Genomic DNA, 14,875 nt, shown 5'->3' with positions numbered 1-14,875 from the left:
GCGACGGCGAGATGGGATATGCGTACGTCTAGGTGGCGATGACCATCATGAACGACAGTGCGACCGAGGGTCGCGAGTACCGTCCTCTGGGGAACATCAAGGACAACTGCCCCAAGCTCGTCATCACACGCAACGACCTCATCCAGAGTATCGTGCGCGAGAGCATTACGGAGCTGATCGGAAAGTGGCGGGCGTCATCTGTATGCTCGTTTGCGAAGGGAGTCCGGCTTCGCGCTCGAGCATAGCGGCGAACATCGGATTGTTGACAGACGTGATGTCGATGCATATACTGAACGTATCAAAAAAATTTGATACGAGGTGAATGTATGAAAACTCACCAAGATAATGCAAAAGTGTTCAAAGCTCTTTGTGATCCGAAACGTCTCGCTATTTTGGAACAACTTCGCAGCGGTGAAAAATGTGCCTGTGCTCTGCAAGAGCCGATGGATTTGACCCAATCGGGCCTTTCCTATCATATGAAGATTTTATGTGATTCCGGGCTTGTGGTAAGCCGTCAGGAAGGCAAGTGGACGCATTACCGTTTGAGCGAGGCCGGGAGAGAAAGAGCGGTGAAACTGTTGCTGGCCCTTACGACGCCGCAAGCGGGGTCGGAAGGTGCTTGTCCTGCACGTGGCAGATAAACGTCATCTTTTCGATGGCGTTTGTTTCGGCGCAACACATCAAATTTTCTTGATGTGCTGTCCGGAAAAAGAGAGTGAGGTTTCTCCATGGGTGTATGGCAGTTCATTCAAGACCAAGTTCTGGGTATGAAATGGCTGAACGAATTGATTGGGAGCGGCCTCTCCATGCTGGGACTGGATGTTGGAGGGCGTATCGGCGGCAGCGTTCAGTTTTTCCTTTACGATACGTTGAAAATCACGGTGCTGCTTTGTTTTTTGATTTTCGCAATTTCCTATATCCAAAGCTACTTTCCGCCGGAGCGGAGCAAGCGCATTTTAGGACGGTTTCGCGGAATCGGAGCTAATGTCGTGTCCGCCCTGCTGGGGACGGTGACGCCGTTCTGCTCCTGTTCGTCCATCCCTCTGTTCATCGGTTTTACCAGCGCTGGGCTGCCCCTTGGCGTGACGTTTTCTTTTTTGATTTCCTCTCCGATGGTAGATTTGGGCAGTCTCGTTCTGCTCATGAGCGTCTTCGGGGCAAAAGTGGCGATTATCTATGTGGCGGTCGGTCTGATCATTGCCGTGGTGGGCGGCGCAATCATTGAAAAACTGCATATGGAACAACATGTCGAAAGTTTTATCGTATCGGCGAGCGGGGGAGACGTTGAATCCCCCGATTTGACCCGGCGTGAGCGTGTGGTGTATGCGAAAGAACAGATGTTCGGAACATTCAAAAAGGTGTTTCCTTATATCCTCGTCGGTGTCGGCATTGGGGCGTTCATCCACAATTGGATCCCCGAACACTGGATTGAGGCCGTCCTAGGTAGCAACAATCCCTTTAGCGTTATCTTGGCTACGTTGGTAGGCGTGCCCATGTATGCGGATATTTTCGGCACCATTCCCGTGGCGGAGGCCCTGCTCTCCAAGGGCGCGCAACTCGGCACCATCCTGTCCTTTATGATGGCCGTTACTACCTTGTCCCTGCCGTCCATGATCATGCTCCGCAAAGCCGTAAAGCCTAAACTACTGGCCTTGTTCATCGGCATTTGCGTGGTAGGCATCGTTATTGTGGGCTACCTGTTTAATGCGTTCCAATTCATCGTGATGTAGTTAGGAGGTATTTACTGTGGGACTGTTTGGAAAAAAGAAAGAAGAATCAGCGTCTTGCTGCCGCGGAAGCAGCTGCGCCCCGGAAACGACGGCTCAAGCGGAGGCGGTCGAGTCCGCCGCGGGGGTCAAGGTGCTGGGATCTGGCTGCGCCAAGTGCAAGGCTTTGGAGGACTCCACCCGTGCCGCGCTCTCGGAGCTGGGCATGGAGACCACCATCGACCATGTGACTGATTTTACGCAGATCGCTGCCTATGGGGTCATGACCACCCCTGCGCTGGTGGTGGATGGCAAGGTGGTGTCTTACGGCAAGGTGTTGAAAAAGGACGAAGCGAAAGCCCTTATTCGGGAAGTTCGCGACTAAAATCCGTCTCGCGGTGGGACATGTTTCGGCAAAGCGGGCCTCGCATTGAGGCCCGCTTTGCCGAATTGCCTCTCAAATTGAGGCGTAATTCGGGCGCTACTTCACTTGAATGCATTAAGAAATACACAACATGCTTCAATTCGAATAAATGTGTGGTTGGGAACAAGAGCCAAGTCGAGAGAAAGTGCCGCTGATATTTCATATACGTTTCACATTGCCGGGATAGCCTGCGTGCAGAATGTGCGGATATCAGGTTGAGGTATGCCGCAGAATGACGAGAACAAGGAGTGCGGCAATGGTGAAACGAGCGTGGCTGTATATCACAAGGAAAAGAATCAAAACGTTGGTTCTGCTTCTGGTGCTGTTTGTGATGGGAACGTCGCTGATCAGCGCGTTGGCCATTCAAAAGGCGGCGGCGGTCTCGGAGGAGCAGATGCTGGAACGAATCGGTTCGGGATTCTCCATCTCCAACAATCTGCAGTACAACTTGGGAACGAGCCGGGGCGAGGGCAATGTGCCGGCGCAGGCGATTGACGCGATCTGCGAGGTGGAGGGCGTCACGAAGTGCCTGAAGCGCATGAACGGCATCGCCGAAATGGAGAACGCGAAGCTGGTTTCGCTTTCCGGAGCGACGGGCCGTTCAGAGTCGCAGGAATATGAACGGGTATTGTCCTTTACCGGAGAGAACGATTCCTCCCTGGATAAGAATTTCACAGGCGGCGTTCTCAAGCTGGAAAAGGGGCGGCATCTGCGCGAAGGGGATCGCAATAAGATGCTGGTGCATGAAACCTTTGCCGAGCAAAACGGGTTGAATATCGGCGACGTGCTGACCTTGTCGCCCAGCGCGTATGATCAGGAGAACCACAACCAGTCCGGACAGGCGGTGGACGTGGAGATTGTCGGACTGTTCTCGGGAACCAATCCGATAGCGCCGACCATGCGGGAGGAGATGTGCGAGAACACCGTGTTCAGCGATCTCGATACGGTGAAGCAGCTGTATGCGTATGACGAGGGCGAAGAGATCTATCAGGACGCGACCTTCTACACAACGAGCGTTTCCGCCACGCCGGACATCATGAACAAGGCGAAGAAGCTGGACGTGGACTGGAAATCCTACGAATTGACGCAAAACGGAAGCGATTATGTGGCGCTTGGAGAATCCGTCGAGACGCTGGGCAGGATGATCCGCCTGATGCTGGGCGGGAGCATTATCGTCGGAGTCGTGGTGCTGTCGTTCTTCCTTTTCATGTGGGTGCAGGGGCGGAAAAAGGAGATGGGAATCCTGATCTCCGTAGGCATCTCGAAGGGGAAAATCGCAGGACAGCTGTTGTGCGAGGCTCTGTTCATCGGGGTGGTCGGACTGGGACTGTCTTACTTCGGAGGGCAGGCGATCGCCAAGTCGGTTGGAGCGTTTTTCATGGACCGGGTGTCTCAGGAGAGCGTGAACAACTTAAATAACGGACTTGGCGGTATGCTGGGAGCGGATCTGGAATCGGCCGCCACGGCGCAGACGATAGACCATCTTGACGTTATGATCGGCAACGAGGAGGTTATCGCGCTCTTTGCAATCGGTATGGCCGTGATTATGGTGGCGGTTTTCGTCTCCGTTATGCCGATCTTGAGGAAAAAGCCGAAAGAGATTCTGACGCAGATGAGCTGAGAGGGGATGTGGCGGAATGAAGATATTGGTGGTGGAAGACGAGGAATCGATTAGAGAGGGAATCGGTGAGTTTCTAAAAAGCCAGGAATATGAGGTTGAAGAAGCCGCAGACGGCGTGGAAGGACTGGAGGTTTTTCGGAAATTCCAGCCGGATCTGGTGATCCTCGACATCATGATGCCGAGGATGAACGGCCTCGCCATGCTGAAGGAGATTCGCAAAACAAGCCGTTTGCCGGTGCTGATGTTGACGGCGATGAGCGATGAGAAAACCCAAGTGGTGAGCTTTGACGCTCTGGCGGACGATTACATCAGCAAACCGTTTTCCCTGCTTATTTTGAAGAAGCGCGTGGAAGCGTTGCTTCGCAGAAGCGGCAAGTCCGAATCCGTGTGGACATGCGGAGAGGCGAAAGTCGATTTTGACGGATTCCAAGCCTGGTATCAGGATGAGGAAGCGGATCTCAAGCCGAAGGAGATCCGGCTTTTGAAGTATCTGGTAGAGCATAAGGGGCAGGTGCTCACCCGGCAGCAGATGTTGGATCAGCTGTGGGATATGGAGGAAGCGCCGTTCGACCGGGTGATAGACGTCTATATTAAAAATCTCAGGAAAAAACTGCATCTGGAATGCATCACAACGGTGAAGGGAGTCGGATATAAAGTCCAGTGAGAAAAAATACAAAGATCTGTTTCGGAAAACATTTCTTTGGGTTTTGCTTCTGTTCGGATGCATCATTATGGTGGTGCATCTGGCTTTTTACGTCTTGTTTCCGGCCTTTTACACGCAGCAGATACGGACGGGATTGGATCGCGATGCGGCGGTCATAGGCGAGATGCTGCGGACAAGCGACCGTGATTCGGGCGAGGAGTTTCTCCGGACCTATGCGACGAGGAACCACTTGGACGTGCTCGCGGAATTCGATGATGAGACGGTCTCTTTTCAGGAGGGGACGATCGCCGTTCTGGAGTTTCTGGACTCCGGAGAAGAACTGTCCGTGCAGGGGAGCGGAGATGTCGAGACGATTCTGACCGCGCGCGGAGAGGAAACGCTGACGGATGGAACGGCCGTGCGGTTCCAAGTTATGGAAAGCACTGCGCCGGTGAAAGAAGCGTGGCGGATCATGCGTCTTGTGCTTCCTGTGACGATTCTGCTGTCACTGGCGATATCGTTCGCGTTCTCATGGCTGTATTCCAGAAAAGTGACCAGACCGGTGCTTGCCATGATGGAGGAGACGCGAGAAATGAAGGTGAATTTCCTCCGCAGCGCATCCCACGATCTGAAGACGCCTCTGGCGGCGCAACGGATTCTTCTGGAAAACATGCTTTTGGGTGTAGGGAAATATAAGAATCGCGAGAAATATCTGGAAGAAGCGATCGGACAGGTGGATCAGCTCACCAATATGGTGAAGGAGATTCTGGACACATCCAGAATGTCGGAGATCTATCAGGAGACGAGCCGCATCTCCATCCCGGAGAAGCTCCATTCCATGGTGGCGGAGCAGGAGATGCGGATTCAGCGGAAAGGACTTGAGGTGGAGCTTCAGGTTCCGGAACGGTATACCGTCACCATGAACGAGACGCTCGTTGACTGCATACTCGGAAACCTCATCGACAATGCGGTGAAATACTGCGAGGATGAGGGACAAGTGGAGATCACATTGGAGGGGGGCGTCCTGCGGATCTTCAATTCCTGCGTGCCGCTTCAAGAGGCGGAACTGGAGCAGGTCTTCGAAGCGTTCTACAGGCCGGAATATTCGAGGCATACGCATGCGGAGGGGAACGGTCTTGGGCTCTACATGGTAAGGGAAGGACTGAGGCTTTCGGAGATTCCTTACACGTTCCAAGCTCAAGACGATGGCATGTGTTTTCAGATGAATCTGAAAAAGGTTCGTAATTTCATATAGGTTTCATATACGCCGGTTAACGTCCATATCGGAATACAGCAAGGAGACACGTGTATGACGATATGGAGACAAGCTTGGCATTATGTTGCCAGAAAACGGGAAAAAACCATGGTCGTGGTGGCGATACTGGTCACGATCATGGTTTTGCTCAGCGCGGTTCTGACTATGCAACAGGAGGAGTCCGGCAGGTGGTTGGAATCCGGACAAGGCGTGCAGCAGTTTTCGACTCAAGTGGACATGACGCAAGTCGAGACGGTCAAGGCCATGGAAGAGACGAGCAGTACGATGCAGTCCCTGCTCCAGATCATGGTTGTGATTCTGATCGTCATGAGCATTGTGGTGCTGTCCTGTCTGCTGGTTTTCCGAATCCGAGAGAGAAAATATGAGATCGGCATTCTCATTTCGATAGGAAGAAGAAAAGGACAGATCGTAGCGCAGCTTGCGGTGGAAATACTCTATCTGATGGGGATGGCGATTCTCCCGGCGTTGGTCGTGAGCGTGGGCCTGTTGCAGCTCTTGGGCTACGGGATTCACATAGTGAGTTTTCTGGAAGCGATCGGCATTTGGATAGGGACGGTATTGGTGTCCCTTGTCGTATCCGCTCTGGGAATCATGACCAAAAACGCAAAAACGATCTTGATGCAAATCGATTAGGAGGATAACAGCATGTTGCAATTACAGCAGGTGGGGTACAGCTATCATAACGAAGCCCAGAAACAGGTTCTGAAAAACGTGACCCAGACGTTTGAACCGGGGAAATTCTATGCGATCGTCGGAAAATCCGGCGCGGGAAAGTCGACCCTCCTGTCGCTCCTGGCGGGACTCGATGAACCGACCACCGGAAAGGTGTTGTTCTGCGGAGAAGACATCGCAAAAGGCGGATTCGAGAGGCATCGCAAAGAGCACGTGTCGCTGATTTTCCAAAGCTACAACCTGATCGATTATCTGACCGCGTTGGAAAACGTGCGTCTGGTCCATCCCAAAGCCGGAGTGGACGTTCTGGAAAAGCTGGGAATCAACGCGGATGAAGCCAAGCGGAACGTGCTGCAGCTATCCGGCGGCCAGCAGCAGCGAGTGGCTATCGCGCGGGCGATGGCGGCCGATACGCCGGTGATCCTGGGAGACGAGCCGACCGGAAACCTGGATGAGCAAATGGCGGCGGAGATCATCACCATCTTGCAGAAGCGCGCGCACGAGGAGAACAAATGCGTGATCGTCGTCACGCATAGCAGCCAGGTCGTCAAAGGCGCGGACGTGGTGTTGGAGCTTTCGAAGAAAACACTGGTTCCCCGTTCCTGAGCGGCTTTTCGACACGGATCGCGGACTTGTTGTTGGTTTTGCCTATGGACTCATGAGGTCTCTCCGCCGCAATCAAGGAATGGCCTACTCGATACGCTTACAATGGCGATATGAGAGAAAGGCCTCTCTTACGTATCACCCAATATAAGGAGGAACGATGGGTTACAAGGTAAAGGTAACGGTGATAGACAAGAAATGCTATGCGGACCTTCAGGCGCAATACTGCGCCGATCCGACCTGTGGCGCTTGTCCCATCTACAACGTGGGAGATGAGTTCGTTTTCCGCAGCGATGGCGAGCGAGAGGATTTTTGGCATATGGGATTGAACACCCTGACCAAAACCGACGCTGATCCAAACACCGTGGCGGGAGGCCCCACGATGCCTCATTGCTCAGAGGCTTGGGATGCCATTTCCAGATATATCTACACCGGACTTCAGGGTGGCTCGATCCTGAAGGGGTGGATGAAGGAAGACAACATGATGATCACCTGCTGCTCCGATGGTACAAGGCCTGTTATTTTCAAAATCGAACGGATTGATGACGAAGATGAGGAATAACAGGTAGTCCAAACATCTTCATATCCCCTCATCAGTGGGATAGCATGGGACGGTGCCGTTCCGTACGGCTGATTCACGACCGTCGTCAAGGCAAGGAGTGGTGATGCAGCGCCCGATTATGACCTCCCGTTCGTTCCTGCGCAGGCCATGCGCCGAGGCCGGCCCCGGCGATGAGTCCGTGGCGCAGGATCTGGTGGATACGCTGGAGGCCAATCGGTCGCGCTGCGTCGGCATGGCGGCGAATATGATCGGCGTGGACAAGCGGATCATCGTGTTCGTGGATGAGGAGATGGACGGGCGTATCAGCGTGATGTTCAATCCGGTGATCACCGCCTGCGACGGCGCGTTCGACACCGAGGAAGGCTGCCTGTCTCTGAACGGCGAACGCCGCACATTACGCTATCGCCGCATCGAAGTCGACTATCAGGACCGCCGCCTGCGTGCGCGCCACGCCACCTTCACCGGTTGGACCGCGCAGATCATCCAGCATGAGGTCGACCACTGCAACGGCATCGTCATCTGAATTCGCCTAAGGCGGCGAAGAGGCTCGTCAGCCGGCCAATGAACGCAGAAGGAATTTGATCTCGGCGAAGAACTCTCGCACCATGTTGTTGACCAGCATGTCGGGCGTGGAGCCGGCCGGCAGTCCCTGCGCCTGCGGCAGACCTTGGGCGTGCGCGATCTGCAACGCGCGGAACATATGGAAATTATTGGTGACCAGCCCCACGGAGGCATCCGCCGGGCTTGGAGCCTCATCATCCGACGCTTCATCGATCAGTTCGAGACTGTAGCGGATGTTCTCCTCGGTGGTGGTGGATTCGCTCTCCTCAAGGATGCGCTCGCCGCTGATGCCGTGTTCCTCGAGATATTCCGCCATGCCTTGCGCTTCGGGGAACGGTTCGTTGGATCCCTGCCCGCCGGAGACGATGCATATGGTCCGCGGATTGTCGTTCAGATAGTCGATCGCCGTGTTCAGCCGGTACCGCAGCACGCGGCTGGGGCCGCTTTCGCGCACCTGCGCACCCAACACGATTACATAGTCGAGTCCGTCAGCGGCGGTGGCGTTCATCGCGGCGATGATGCGCGCCTCCACCACACCGAAGCACAACGCGCCTACAACCAGCACCGCGACGATCGCATTGCGCGCAATCTTCGGCATCATCGCCCACCAATGGAACAGGAAGCTGAACCCCAGCAGCGCGAAGAACACGGCGAACGCCAGCCAAGCCATCCAGAAGCCGGTGCCGGAATTCGTGCCGAGCACGGCCATGGCGTAGACGACACACGCCACCGCCACCACCATGCAGACGGCGAATGCGATACGACCGACGATTTCCCCCATAAAATCAGGCCTCCTTGTGTCCTGAGCCCAAGCCTAGCACCGGTGGAATGGCGCGGGAGGGGAAGCGGTATGGAGGTGTTCTGCAAAAGCGGAGTTTTTGCCTGTGGACGGATGGCATGGTGGCGATGGTGGTGTATGCTCTGGCAAGGTTTGAGTGAGATAGAGAATAAGGACTACGGAGTGAGCAGCCAGAAGTTCGTCGGATTGGATGGCGTCAAGGGATTCGCCCTGATCGCCGTCGTGCTGTACCACTGCAGCCAAGGCACGCTGCCCGGTGGATTCTACGGCGTGGACGTGTTCTTCACCGTATCCGGATTCCTTACGGCGTTGGGTCTGGTGCGCGCCCTCAATCGGGGGAGGGGCCTTGATCTCGCCCGATATCTGCCCCGCCGCGCCACACGCATCTACCCGGCGCTGCTGCTTATGATACCGGCCGTCGTTGCCCTCGCCTGGCTTATCGACCGTGATCTGCTCGTCGGCATCCGCGACCAGATCATCACCGCGGCTTTGGGCTGCTACAACTGGTACGCCATTGCCAACGGACAAAGCTATTTCGAACAAATGAGTCCGCAGATCATGCGCCACCTATGGTATGTGGGCGTGCTCATGCAGTTCATGATCGTACTGCCCCTGATCGTCGGCGTGATGTGGCTGATCCGACACACGCGGCTGTCATTGTTGATCCCCCTCGGACTCGCCGCGGCCAGCGCGACGGCCATGTGGCTGCTCTACATACCCGGTGGCGATCCCACCCGCGTGTACTTCGGCACCGACACCCACGCCTGCGGACTGATGCTTGGCGTCGCGCTCGCATGGATTATCGCGTACGACGGCAAGCCTTCCGCGACGGATGGTGAGCCCTCCGAACCGGACGATGAGTCCTCCGCGACGGACGACGAGCCCCGCCCCAGTATCGGCGCACGGGTGTGGCGCGCGCTCGCCCCCACGCTGGCGTTCCTCAGCCTGATCGCGTTGATCGCGCTCGCCGTCACCGGCGACCAGAACGAATTCGCCTTCCGCGGCGGCATCATCATCGCCAGTCTGCTCGCGGTGCTGCTGATCGCCGGCACCATATCCACGGACTCGTGGATGCAGGATCTTATGGTGTTCAAGCCATTGGCCGCATGCGGACGCTACTCGTACGGCATCTACCTATGGCATTGGCCGATGTGGCTGCTCAGCCTCTCCATCGTTCCCCGACTCATCCCCACTCCCGGACCTTGGGCGTGGGCCTTCGCCGCGATTCTTACCGCAGTGGCCGTGGCCGCGTCGTGGAAGCTGATCGAGCAGCCGGCCGGCGCATATGGCGCGGTGTTCGTGCTGTGGCCAGGCAAACGGTTCGCCAACCGGCAGATCGCCCGCGCCGCCATCGTGGCGCTGCTGATTGTGGGATCAGTCGCCGGATGCGTGCAAGGCGTCACGGACGCGCCCACCAAAACCTCGATGGAAATCCAGCTCGAACAGCAGGCGGCGGAACTCAAACGCATGCAGGAGCTGAACGGCACCATGGTAAGAACGGCCGTGCCCCAGCCGCGCAAACCCAAGCACACCATGCCATCCGGCGGCGAGATCACCGCCATAGGCGACTCCGTCATGCTCGCCAGCAGCAACGGCCTGAACGCCGTATTCCCCGGCATCCAAGTCGACGCCGAGGTCTCCCGTAGCATGGGCAGCGGGCTTGGACTGGTGAGCAAACAGCTTGGCGAAGGAACGCTGCGCCAATGGGTGGTGCTGGGAATCGGCACGAACGGTCCGGCCGATGCCGGCCAACTCGACCAGATCAGCGCCGCCCTCGGTCCAGATCGGGTGATGGTGCTGGTGAACGTGCACGGCGACCGCTCGTGGATTCCGCCGAATAACCAGCTGTTCGCCGACTACGCGGCGTCGCATTCCGACTCCGTGGTGCTCGTCGATTGGAACGCCATGGCCGAAGAGCATCGCGGCGATCTGGCCGCGGACGGCATCCACCCCGGCATGACCAACGATTACTACGCGCAGGCCGTCAAACAAGCCATCGAGAAATGGATCGCAGCCGGCCACTGACGGACGCGACGCGGCGGTGACCGGTCCCGTCTCGCGCCGTGGTTAGACTGGGGGCTGCACTTCAACGAGACCACACGTTGGGAGACATGGTGAGCGCAATCCTCGAAGGAAAGCCCGATAAGAACCTGATTCTCGTCACTGGACGAATCCACCCGAAGCTGGCCCAAGACGTCGCCGAACAACTCGGCATCGATGTGTTGGAGACCACCGCCTACGATTTCGCGAACGGCGAGATGTACGTGCGATACACCGAATCGGTGCGCGGCGCCGACGTGTTCGTGCTGCAAAGCCACTACCAGCCGATCAACAAGGCCATTATGGAGCAGCTCATCATGATCGATGCGCTCAAGCGTGCCTCGGCCCGCTCCATCACCGCCGTGTGCCCGCTGGTCGGCTACTCGCGTCAGGACAAGAAGCATCGCGGACGCGAGCCCATCTCCTGCCGTCTGGTGTTCGACCTGCTGAAAACCGCCGGTGCGGACCGCATCATGTCGGTGGATCTGCACGCCTCGCAGTCGCAGGGCTTCTTCGACGGTCCGGTTGACCATCTCATCGCCATGCCGGTGCTGGTCGACTACATCCGCGACCGTTTCCAAGGCCAGCTTGACAACGTCGCCGTCGTCTCCCCGGACGCCGGCCGTATCCGTGTGGCCGAACAGTGGGCCCAGCGTCTGGGCGGCGGCCCCCTCGCCTTCGTGCATAAGACGCGCGACATCACGCAGCCGAACAAGGCCGTCGCCAACCGTGTGGTCGGCGATGTGGTGGGCAAGGACTGCGTGCTCGTCGACGATCTGATCGACACCGCCGGCACCATCGCCGGCGCATGCACCGTGCTCAAGAACGCCGGCGCCAAGTCGGTGACCGTGGTCGCCACGCACGGCGTGCTGTCCGGTCCGGCCATCGAGCGCCTGAAGGAAAGCGGAGCGCGCGAGGTGGTGCTCACCGACACCGTGCCGATTCCCGAAGAGAAGCGTTGGGACGGACTCACCGTGCTGTCCATCGCGCCGCTGCTGGCCGCCGCCATCCGCGCCGTGTTCGACGACGGTTCCGTGGCGGAGCTTTTCGACACGTATCCCGAGCATCACGGACAGGGTTTCCTGTTCGCCTGACGCCTTGGAACGACTGGATTTGAGTGTCGCATGCGTCATAGCGGCGACACCAGAGCCGTCGTTCTGTCAAGAGGTATGGCATAATGAACACTTGGCGGGATTGCCTCCCGCCGATTCCCCCATGGTGTAATGGCAGCACACGGGTCTTTGGAACCCTTTGTCTTGGTTCGAGTCCAGGTGGGGGAGCGAGCCTGACGGCCGACCGCATGCGATGCAAACGGTCGGCCGTCACTTGTTTATCCCGCGGAAGATCTCCACGGTTGTGATGTTGAAGAACTGGAGCAGGCCCTATGGCACTATCCGCCGCAATCATCCTCGCCGCGGGCGAGGGCACCCGCATGCGTTCGTCCAAGCCGAAGGTGCTGCACACCTTCTGCGGCAAGACCTTCCTCAACCGGGTGATGGCCGCCGTGCGCGCGCAGAATCCGGAAATTCTCGCCGTGGTGGTGCATTTCCAGGCCGAGCGCGTGGCCGAGGCCGCGCGTTCCTATGACGCGGACGTGACCATCGTCAACCAGGACGACGTGCCCGGCACCGGACGCGCGGTGCAGTGCGCCATGGCCCAGTTGGGGCAGATGCGCGAGCTCGATGGCCCCGTGCTCGTCGCCGCCTCCGACATGCCCCTGCTCGACGCGGACACGCTCCGTCAGCTGCTGGCCTACCATACCGACAGCGGCAACGGCGCGACCGTGCTCACCACCATCCTCGACGATCCGACCGGGTACGGACGCATCATCCGCGACCGCGACGGCAACGTGCTGCGCATCGTCGAACAGAAGGACGCCAACAGCAGCGAACTGGCCGTGCATGAGGTGAACACGTCCGTGTACGTGTTCGATGCCAAGGTGCTGGCCGAAGCCATCGCAGGGCTGAAGTCCAACAACGCGCAGGGCGAGTTCTACCTCACGGACGCGTTGGAGACCGCCAAGGCCGCCGGTGCCGTCGGCGCGTTCGCCGCGCCCGACCCCTTAAGCGTGGAAGGCGTGAACGACCGCGTGCAGCTGGCCGCGCTCGCCAAGGCGCACAACCGCCGCATCTGCGAGCGTTGGATGCGTGAGGGCGTGACCATCCTCGACCCGGACAGCACTTGGATCGAAGATGATGTGACGATCGCGCGCGACGCCACCATTCTGCCGGGATGCTTCCTGCAGGGCGAGACGGTGATCGGCGAGGATGCGCTGATCGGCCCCGACACCACGCTGATCGACGCCGTGGTGGACTCCGAAGCCGTGGTCGAACGTTCGCGCGTGCAGGAATCGCATATCGGCCGCGCCGCGAACATCGGCCCGTGGACCTATCTGCGCGCCGGCAACGAGTTCGGCGAGGGATCCAAGGCCGGCGCGTTCGTCGAAATGAAGAAGGCGCATATCGGCAACAGCACCAAAGTACCGCACCTGAGCTACGTGGGTGACGCCGAAGTGGGCGACGGCACCAACATCGGCGGCGGCACCATCACCGCGAACTACGACGGCGTGCACAAGAACCGCACGCGCATCGGCGCGGGCGCCCATGTGGGCGCGGGCAACCTGCTCGTCGCGCCCGTCGAAGTGGGAGACAACGTGACCACCGGCGCGGGTTCCGTGGTGCGCCATGACGTGCCGGACGACGCCATGGTGTATTCCGAGAACACGCAACATATAGTGGAGGGCTGGAAGCCCGCCTGGGAGAGGAAGTGAACATGCCCGCAGTGCAGGAATCCATCGACGAGATCCGCATCGCCGCCGAAGCGGCCGACCGACTGAAAGCCACCGATATCGTGGCCTTCGACGTGACCGAGCCGTTGGCCATCACCGACATTATGATGATCGCCGGCGCGTCCAACGAGCGTCAGGTGCTCGCCGTGGCCGAAGAGGTGGAGAAGGATCTGTACCTCAAATGCGGCAAGCGCCAGCCGCGTTCGCGCGAAGGCCTGACCGAAGGCCAGTGGGTGCTGCTCGATTACGGTGATTTCGTGATCCACATCATGCACGACGAATCGCGTGAATTCTACAATCTGGAACGCCTGTGGCGCGACTGCCCGCAGATCGAACTCGCCCTGGCCCACCCGGAAAGCTCGCTCGAAGCGGGCGACGAGACGAACGACTGATTCGTTTTCAAAAACCGACCTTCGTGACCCCAAGGAGCTGATCGACCGATGCCGCAGCATGTCCGTTCCATCACGCTGGTGCGCCATGGACGCACCTCGTATAACGCCGAACGCCGCTTGCAGGGGCAAATCGATATCCCGCTCGACGAAGTGGGGCGATGGCAGGTCGGGCAGACCGCCGCGGCGCTGAAGGAACTCTACGTCGACCGCAGGCCGGAGGTGACGAACCATCTGGTCATCTGCTCCGATCTGGGACGCGCGGTCGACACGGCGAAGGCCTTCGCCGACCTTATCGGCGTCGAGGCGCATCCCGACGCGCGTGTTCGCGAACGCAGCTTCGGCGACTGGGAGGGAATGAGCGGCGAGGAATTGGCCGAACGGTATCCTGAGGATTTTCGCCTCTGGCAGGAGCATCGCGACGGCGAACTCAAGTACGGCGCCGAGCCGAAAAGCGAGGTTGGGCGCCGAGGCGTCGACGCGCTGCTCGACTGGTCCGCGCGCGGCGGCGACGATACCGACCTGTACGTGTTCTCGCATGGGGCATGGATCTCCGAAACCCTACAGACGTTGATGGGCCTGGATGTCACCTACCCGGATTTCGCCAGCATCCTGTCGATGCGCAACGCCCACTGGAGCCGTCTGATTCCTTTGGACTTCGCGGACGGCGGCGTGCGTTGGCGTCTCGCCGACTACAACCACGGACCCCATGTCGCACGCACCGACCAGTGGGAGCATCCCGCGCTCTGACGGCTGCAAATCGTGCACGGATTGCCTTGAGTCATGCGCAG

At 58.3% G+C, this 14,875-nt stretch carries 16 protein-coding genes and 1 tRNA gene; 16 read left to right on the top strand and 1 reads right to left on the bottom strand.

Annotated elements, in window-relative coordinates; translation table 11 throughout:
- Positions 1-326 precede the first annotated feature (326 nt).
- The 10 genes from AC1AV0_RS00660 to AC1AV0_RS00615 all read left to right on the top strand — a co-directional run bounded on the left by AC1AV0_RS00660 (position 327) and on the right by AC1AV0_RS00615 (position 8,030).
- Positions 327-641 carry an ArsR/SmtB family transcription factor gene (locus AC1AV0_RS00660; RefSeq protein WP_476570605.1) on the top strand — a complete coding sequence of 105 codons (315 nt, stop codon included), beginning with the start codon at positions 327-329 and terminating at the stop codon, positions 639-641.
- 87 nt (positions 642-728) lie between these two features.
- Positions 729-1,730 carry a permease gene (locus AC1AV0_RS00655; protein WP_476570604.1) on the top strand — a complete coding sequence of 334 codons (1,002 nt, stop codon included), beginning with the start codon at positions 729-731 and terminating at the stop codon, positions 1,728-1,730.
- 16 nt (positions 1,731-1,746) lie between these two features.
- Entirely contained in the window at positions 1,747-2,091 is a 345-nt protein-coding gene (locus tag AC1AV0_RS00650) for a thioredoxin family protein (protein WP_476570603.1), read from the top strand.
- Positions 2,092-2,386: 295 nt separating this feature from the next.
- Positions 2,387-3,751, top strand: a complete 1,365-nt coding sequence (locus AC1AV0_RS00645) for an ABC transporter permease (RefSeq protein ID WP_476570602.1) — start codon at positions 2,387-2,389, stop codon at positions 3,749-3,751.
- Positions 3,752-3,767: 16 nt separating this feature from the next.
- A complete protein-coding gene (locus tag AC1AV0_RS00640) occupies positions 3,768-4,415 on the top strand; it encodes a response regulator transcription factor (protein WP_476570601.1) in 648 nt (215 codons plus the stop codon).
- 67 nt (positions 4,416-4,482) lie between these two features.
- Complete coding sequence (locus AC1AV0_RS00635; RefSeq protein ID WP_476570600.1) at positions 4,483-5,649, top strand: sensor histidine kinase; 1,167 nt, start codon at positions 4,483-4,485, stop codon at positions 5,647-5,649.
- Positions 5,650-5,703: 54 nt separating this feature from the next.
- Positions 5,704-6,303 carry an ABC transporter permease gene (locus AC1AV0_RS00630; RefSeq protein ID WP_476570599.1) on the top strand — a complete coding sequence of 200 codons (600 nt, stop codon included), beginning with the start codon at positions 5,704-5,706 and terminating at the stop codon, positions 6,301-6,303.
- A gap of 12 nt (positions 6,304-6,315) precedes the next feature.
- Positions 6,316-6,948: an ABC transporter ATP-binding protein gene (locus AC1AV0_RS00625; RefSeq protein WP_476570598.1), complete on the top strand. Its 633-nt coding sequence runs from the start codon at positions 6,316-6,318 to the stop codon at positions 6,946-6,948.
- A gap of 157 nt (positions 6,949-7,105) precedes the next feature.
- Positions 7,106-7,507, top strand: coding sequence for a TIGR04076 family protein (locus AC1AV0_RS00620; RefSeq protein ID WP_476570597.1), 402 nt, complete (start codon positions 7,106-7,108; stop codon positions 7,505-7,507).
- Between the two features lie 103 nt (positions 7,508-7,610).
- The gene (locus AC1AV0_RS00615) at positions 7,611-8,030 is read left to right on the top strand and encodes a peptide deformylase (protein WP_476570596.1); all 420 of its coding nucleotides are present in this window, start codon (positions 7,611-7,613) and stop codon (positions 8,028-8,030) included.
- A gap of 27 nt (positions 8,031-8,057) precedes the next feature.
- On the opposite strand, the gene AC1AV0_RS00610 is transcribed toward AC1AV0_RS00615, so the two are convergent.
- Positions 8,058-8,849 carry a YdcF family protein gene (locus tag AC1AV0_RS00610; protein WP_476570595.1) on the bottom strand — a complete coding sequence of 264 codons (792 nt, stop codon included), beginning with the start codon at positions 8,847-8,849 and terminating at the stop codon, positions 8,058-8,060.
- A gap of 180 nt (positions 8,850-9,029) precedes the next feature.
- Here AC1AV0_RS00610 and AC1AV0_RS00605 point away from each other — a divergent pair, with 180 nt between their 5' ends.
- The 6 genes from AC1AV0_RS00605 to AC1AV0_RS00580 all read left to right on the top strand — a co-directional run bounded on the left by AC1AV0_RS00605 (position 9,030) and on the right by AC1AV0_RS00580 (position 14,834).
- Complete coding sequence (locus tag AC1AV0_RS00605; protein ID WP_476570594.1) at positions 9,030-10,892, top strand: acyltransferase family protein; 1,863 nt, start codon at positions 9,030-9,032, stop codon at positions 10,890-10,892.
- An 86-nt stretch (positions 10,893-10,978) separates the two neighbouring features.
- A complete protein-coding gene (locus AC1AV0_RS00600) occupies positions 10,979-12,001 on the top strand; it encodes a ribose-phosphate diphosphokinase (RefSeq protein WP_476570593.1) in 1,023 nt (340 codons plus the stop codon).
- A 115-nt stretch (positions 12,002-12,116) separates the two neighbouring features.
- Positions 12,117-12,187, top strand: a tRNA-Gln gene (locus AC1AV0_RS00595).
- Between the two features lie 104 nt (positions 12,188-12,291).
- Positions 12,292-13,677, top strand: coding sequence for a bifunctional UDP-N-acetylglucosamine diphosphorylase/glucosamine-1-phosphate N-acetyltransferase GlmU (gene glmU / locus AC1AV0_RS00590; RefSeq protein ID WP_476570592.1), 1,386 nt, complete (start codon positions 12,292-12,294; stop codon positions 13,675-13,677).
- A gap of 2 nt (positions 13,678-13,679) precedes the next feature.
- Positions 13,680-14,087, top strand: a complete 408-nt coding sequence (rsfS, locus tag AC1AV0_RS00585; protein WP_476570591.1) for a ribosome silencing factor — start codon at positions 13,680-13,682, stop codon at positions 14,085-14,087.
- Between the two features lie 48 nt (positions 14,088-14,135).
- The gene (locus tag AC1AV0_RS00580) at positions 14,136-14,834 is read left to right on the top strand and encodes a histidine phosphatase family protein (protein ID WP_476570590.1); all 699 of its coding nucleotides are present in this window, start codon (positions 14,136-14,138) and stop codon (positions 14,832-14,834) included.
- Positions 14,835-14,875 lie beyond the last annotated feature (41 nt).

Source organism: Bifidobacterium sp. LH_558 (assembly GCF_056356295.1).
The sequence above is the reverse complement of the archived record's forward strand: the minus strand, read 5'-3'. Positions and strand labels throughout refer to the sequence as shown.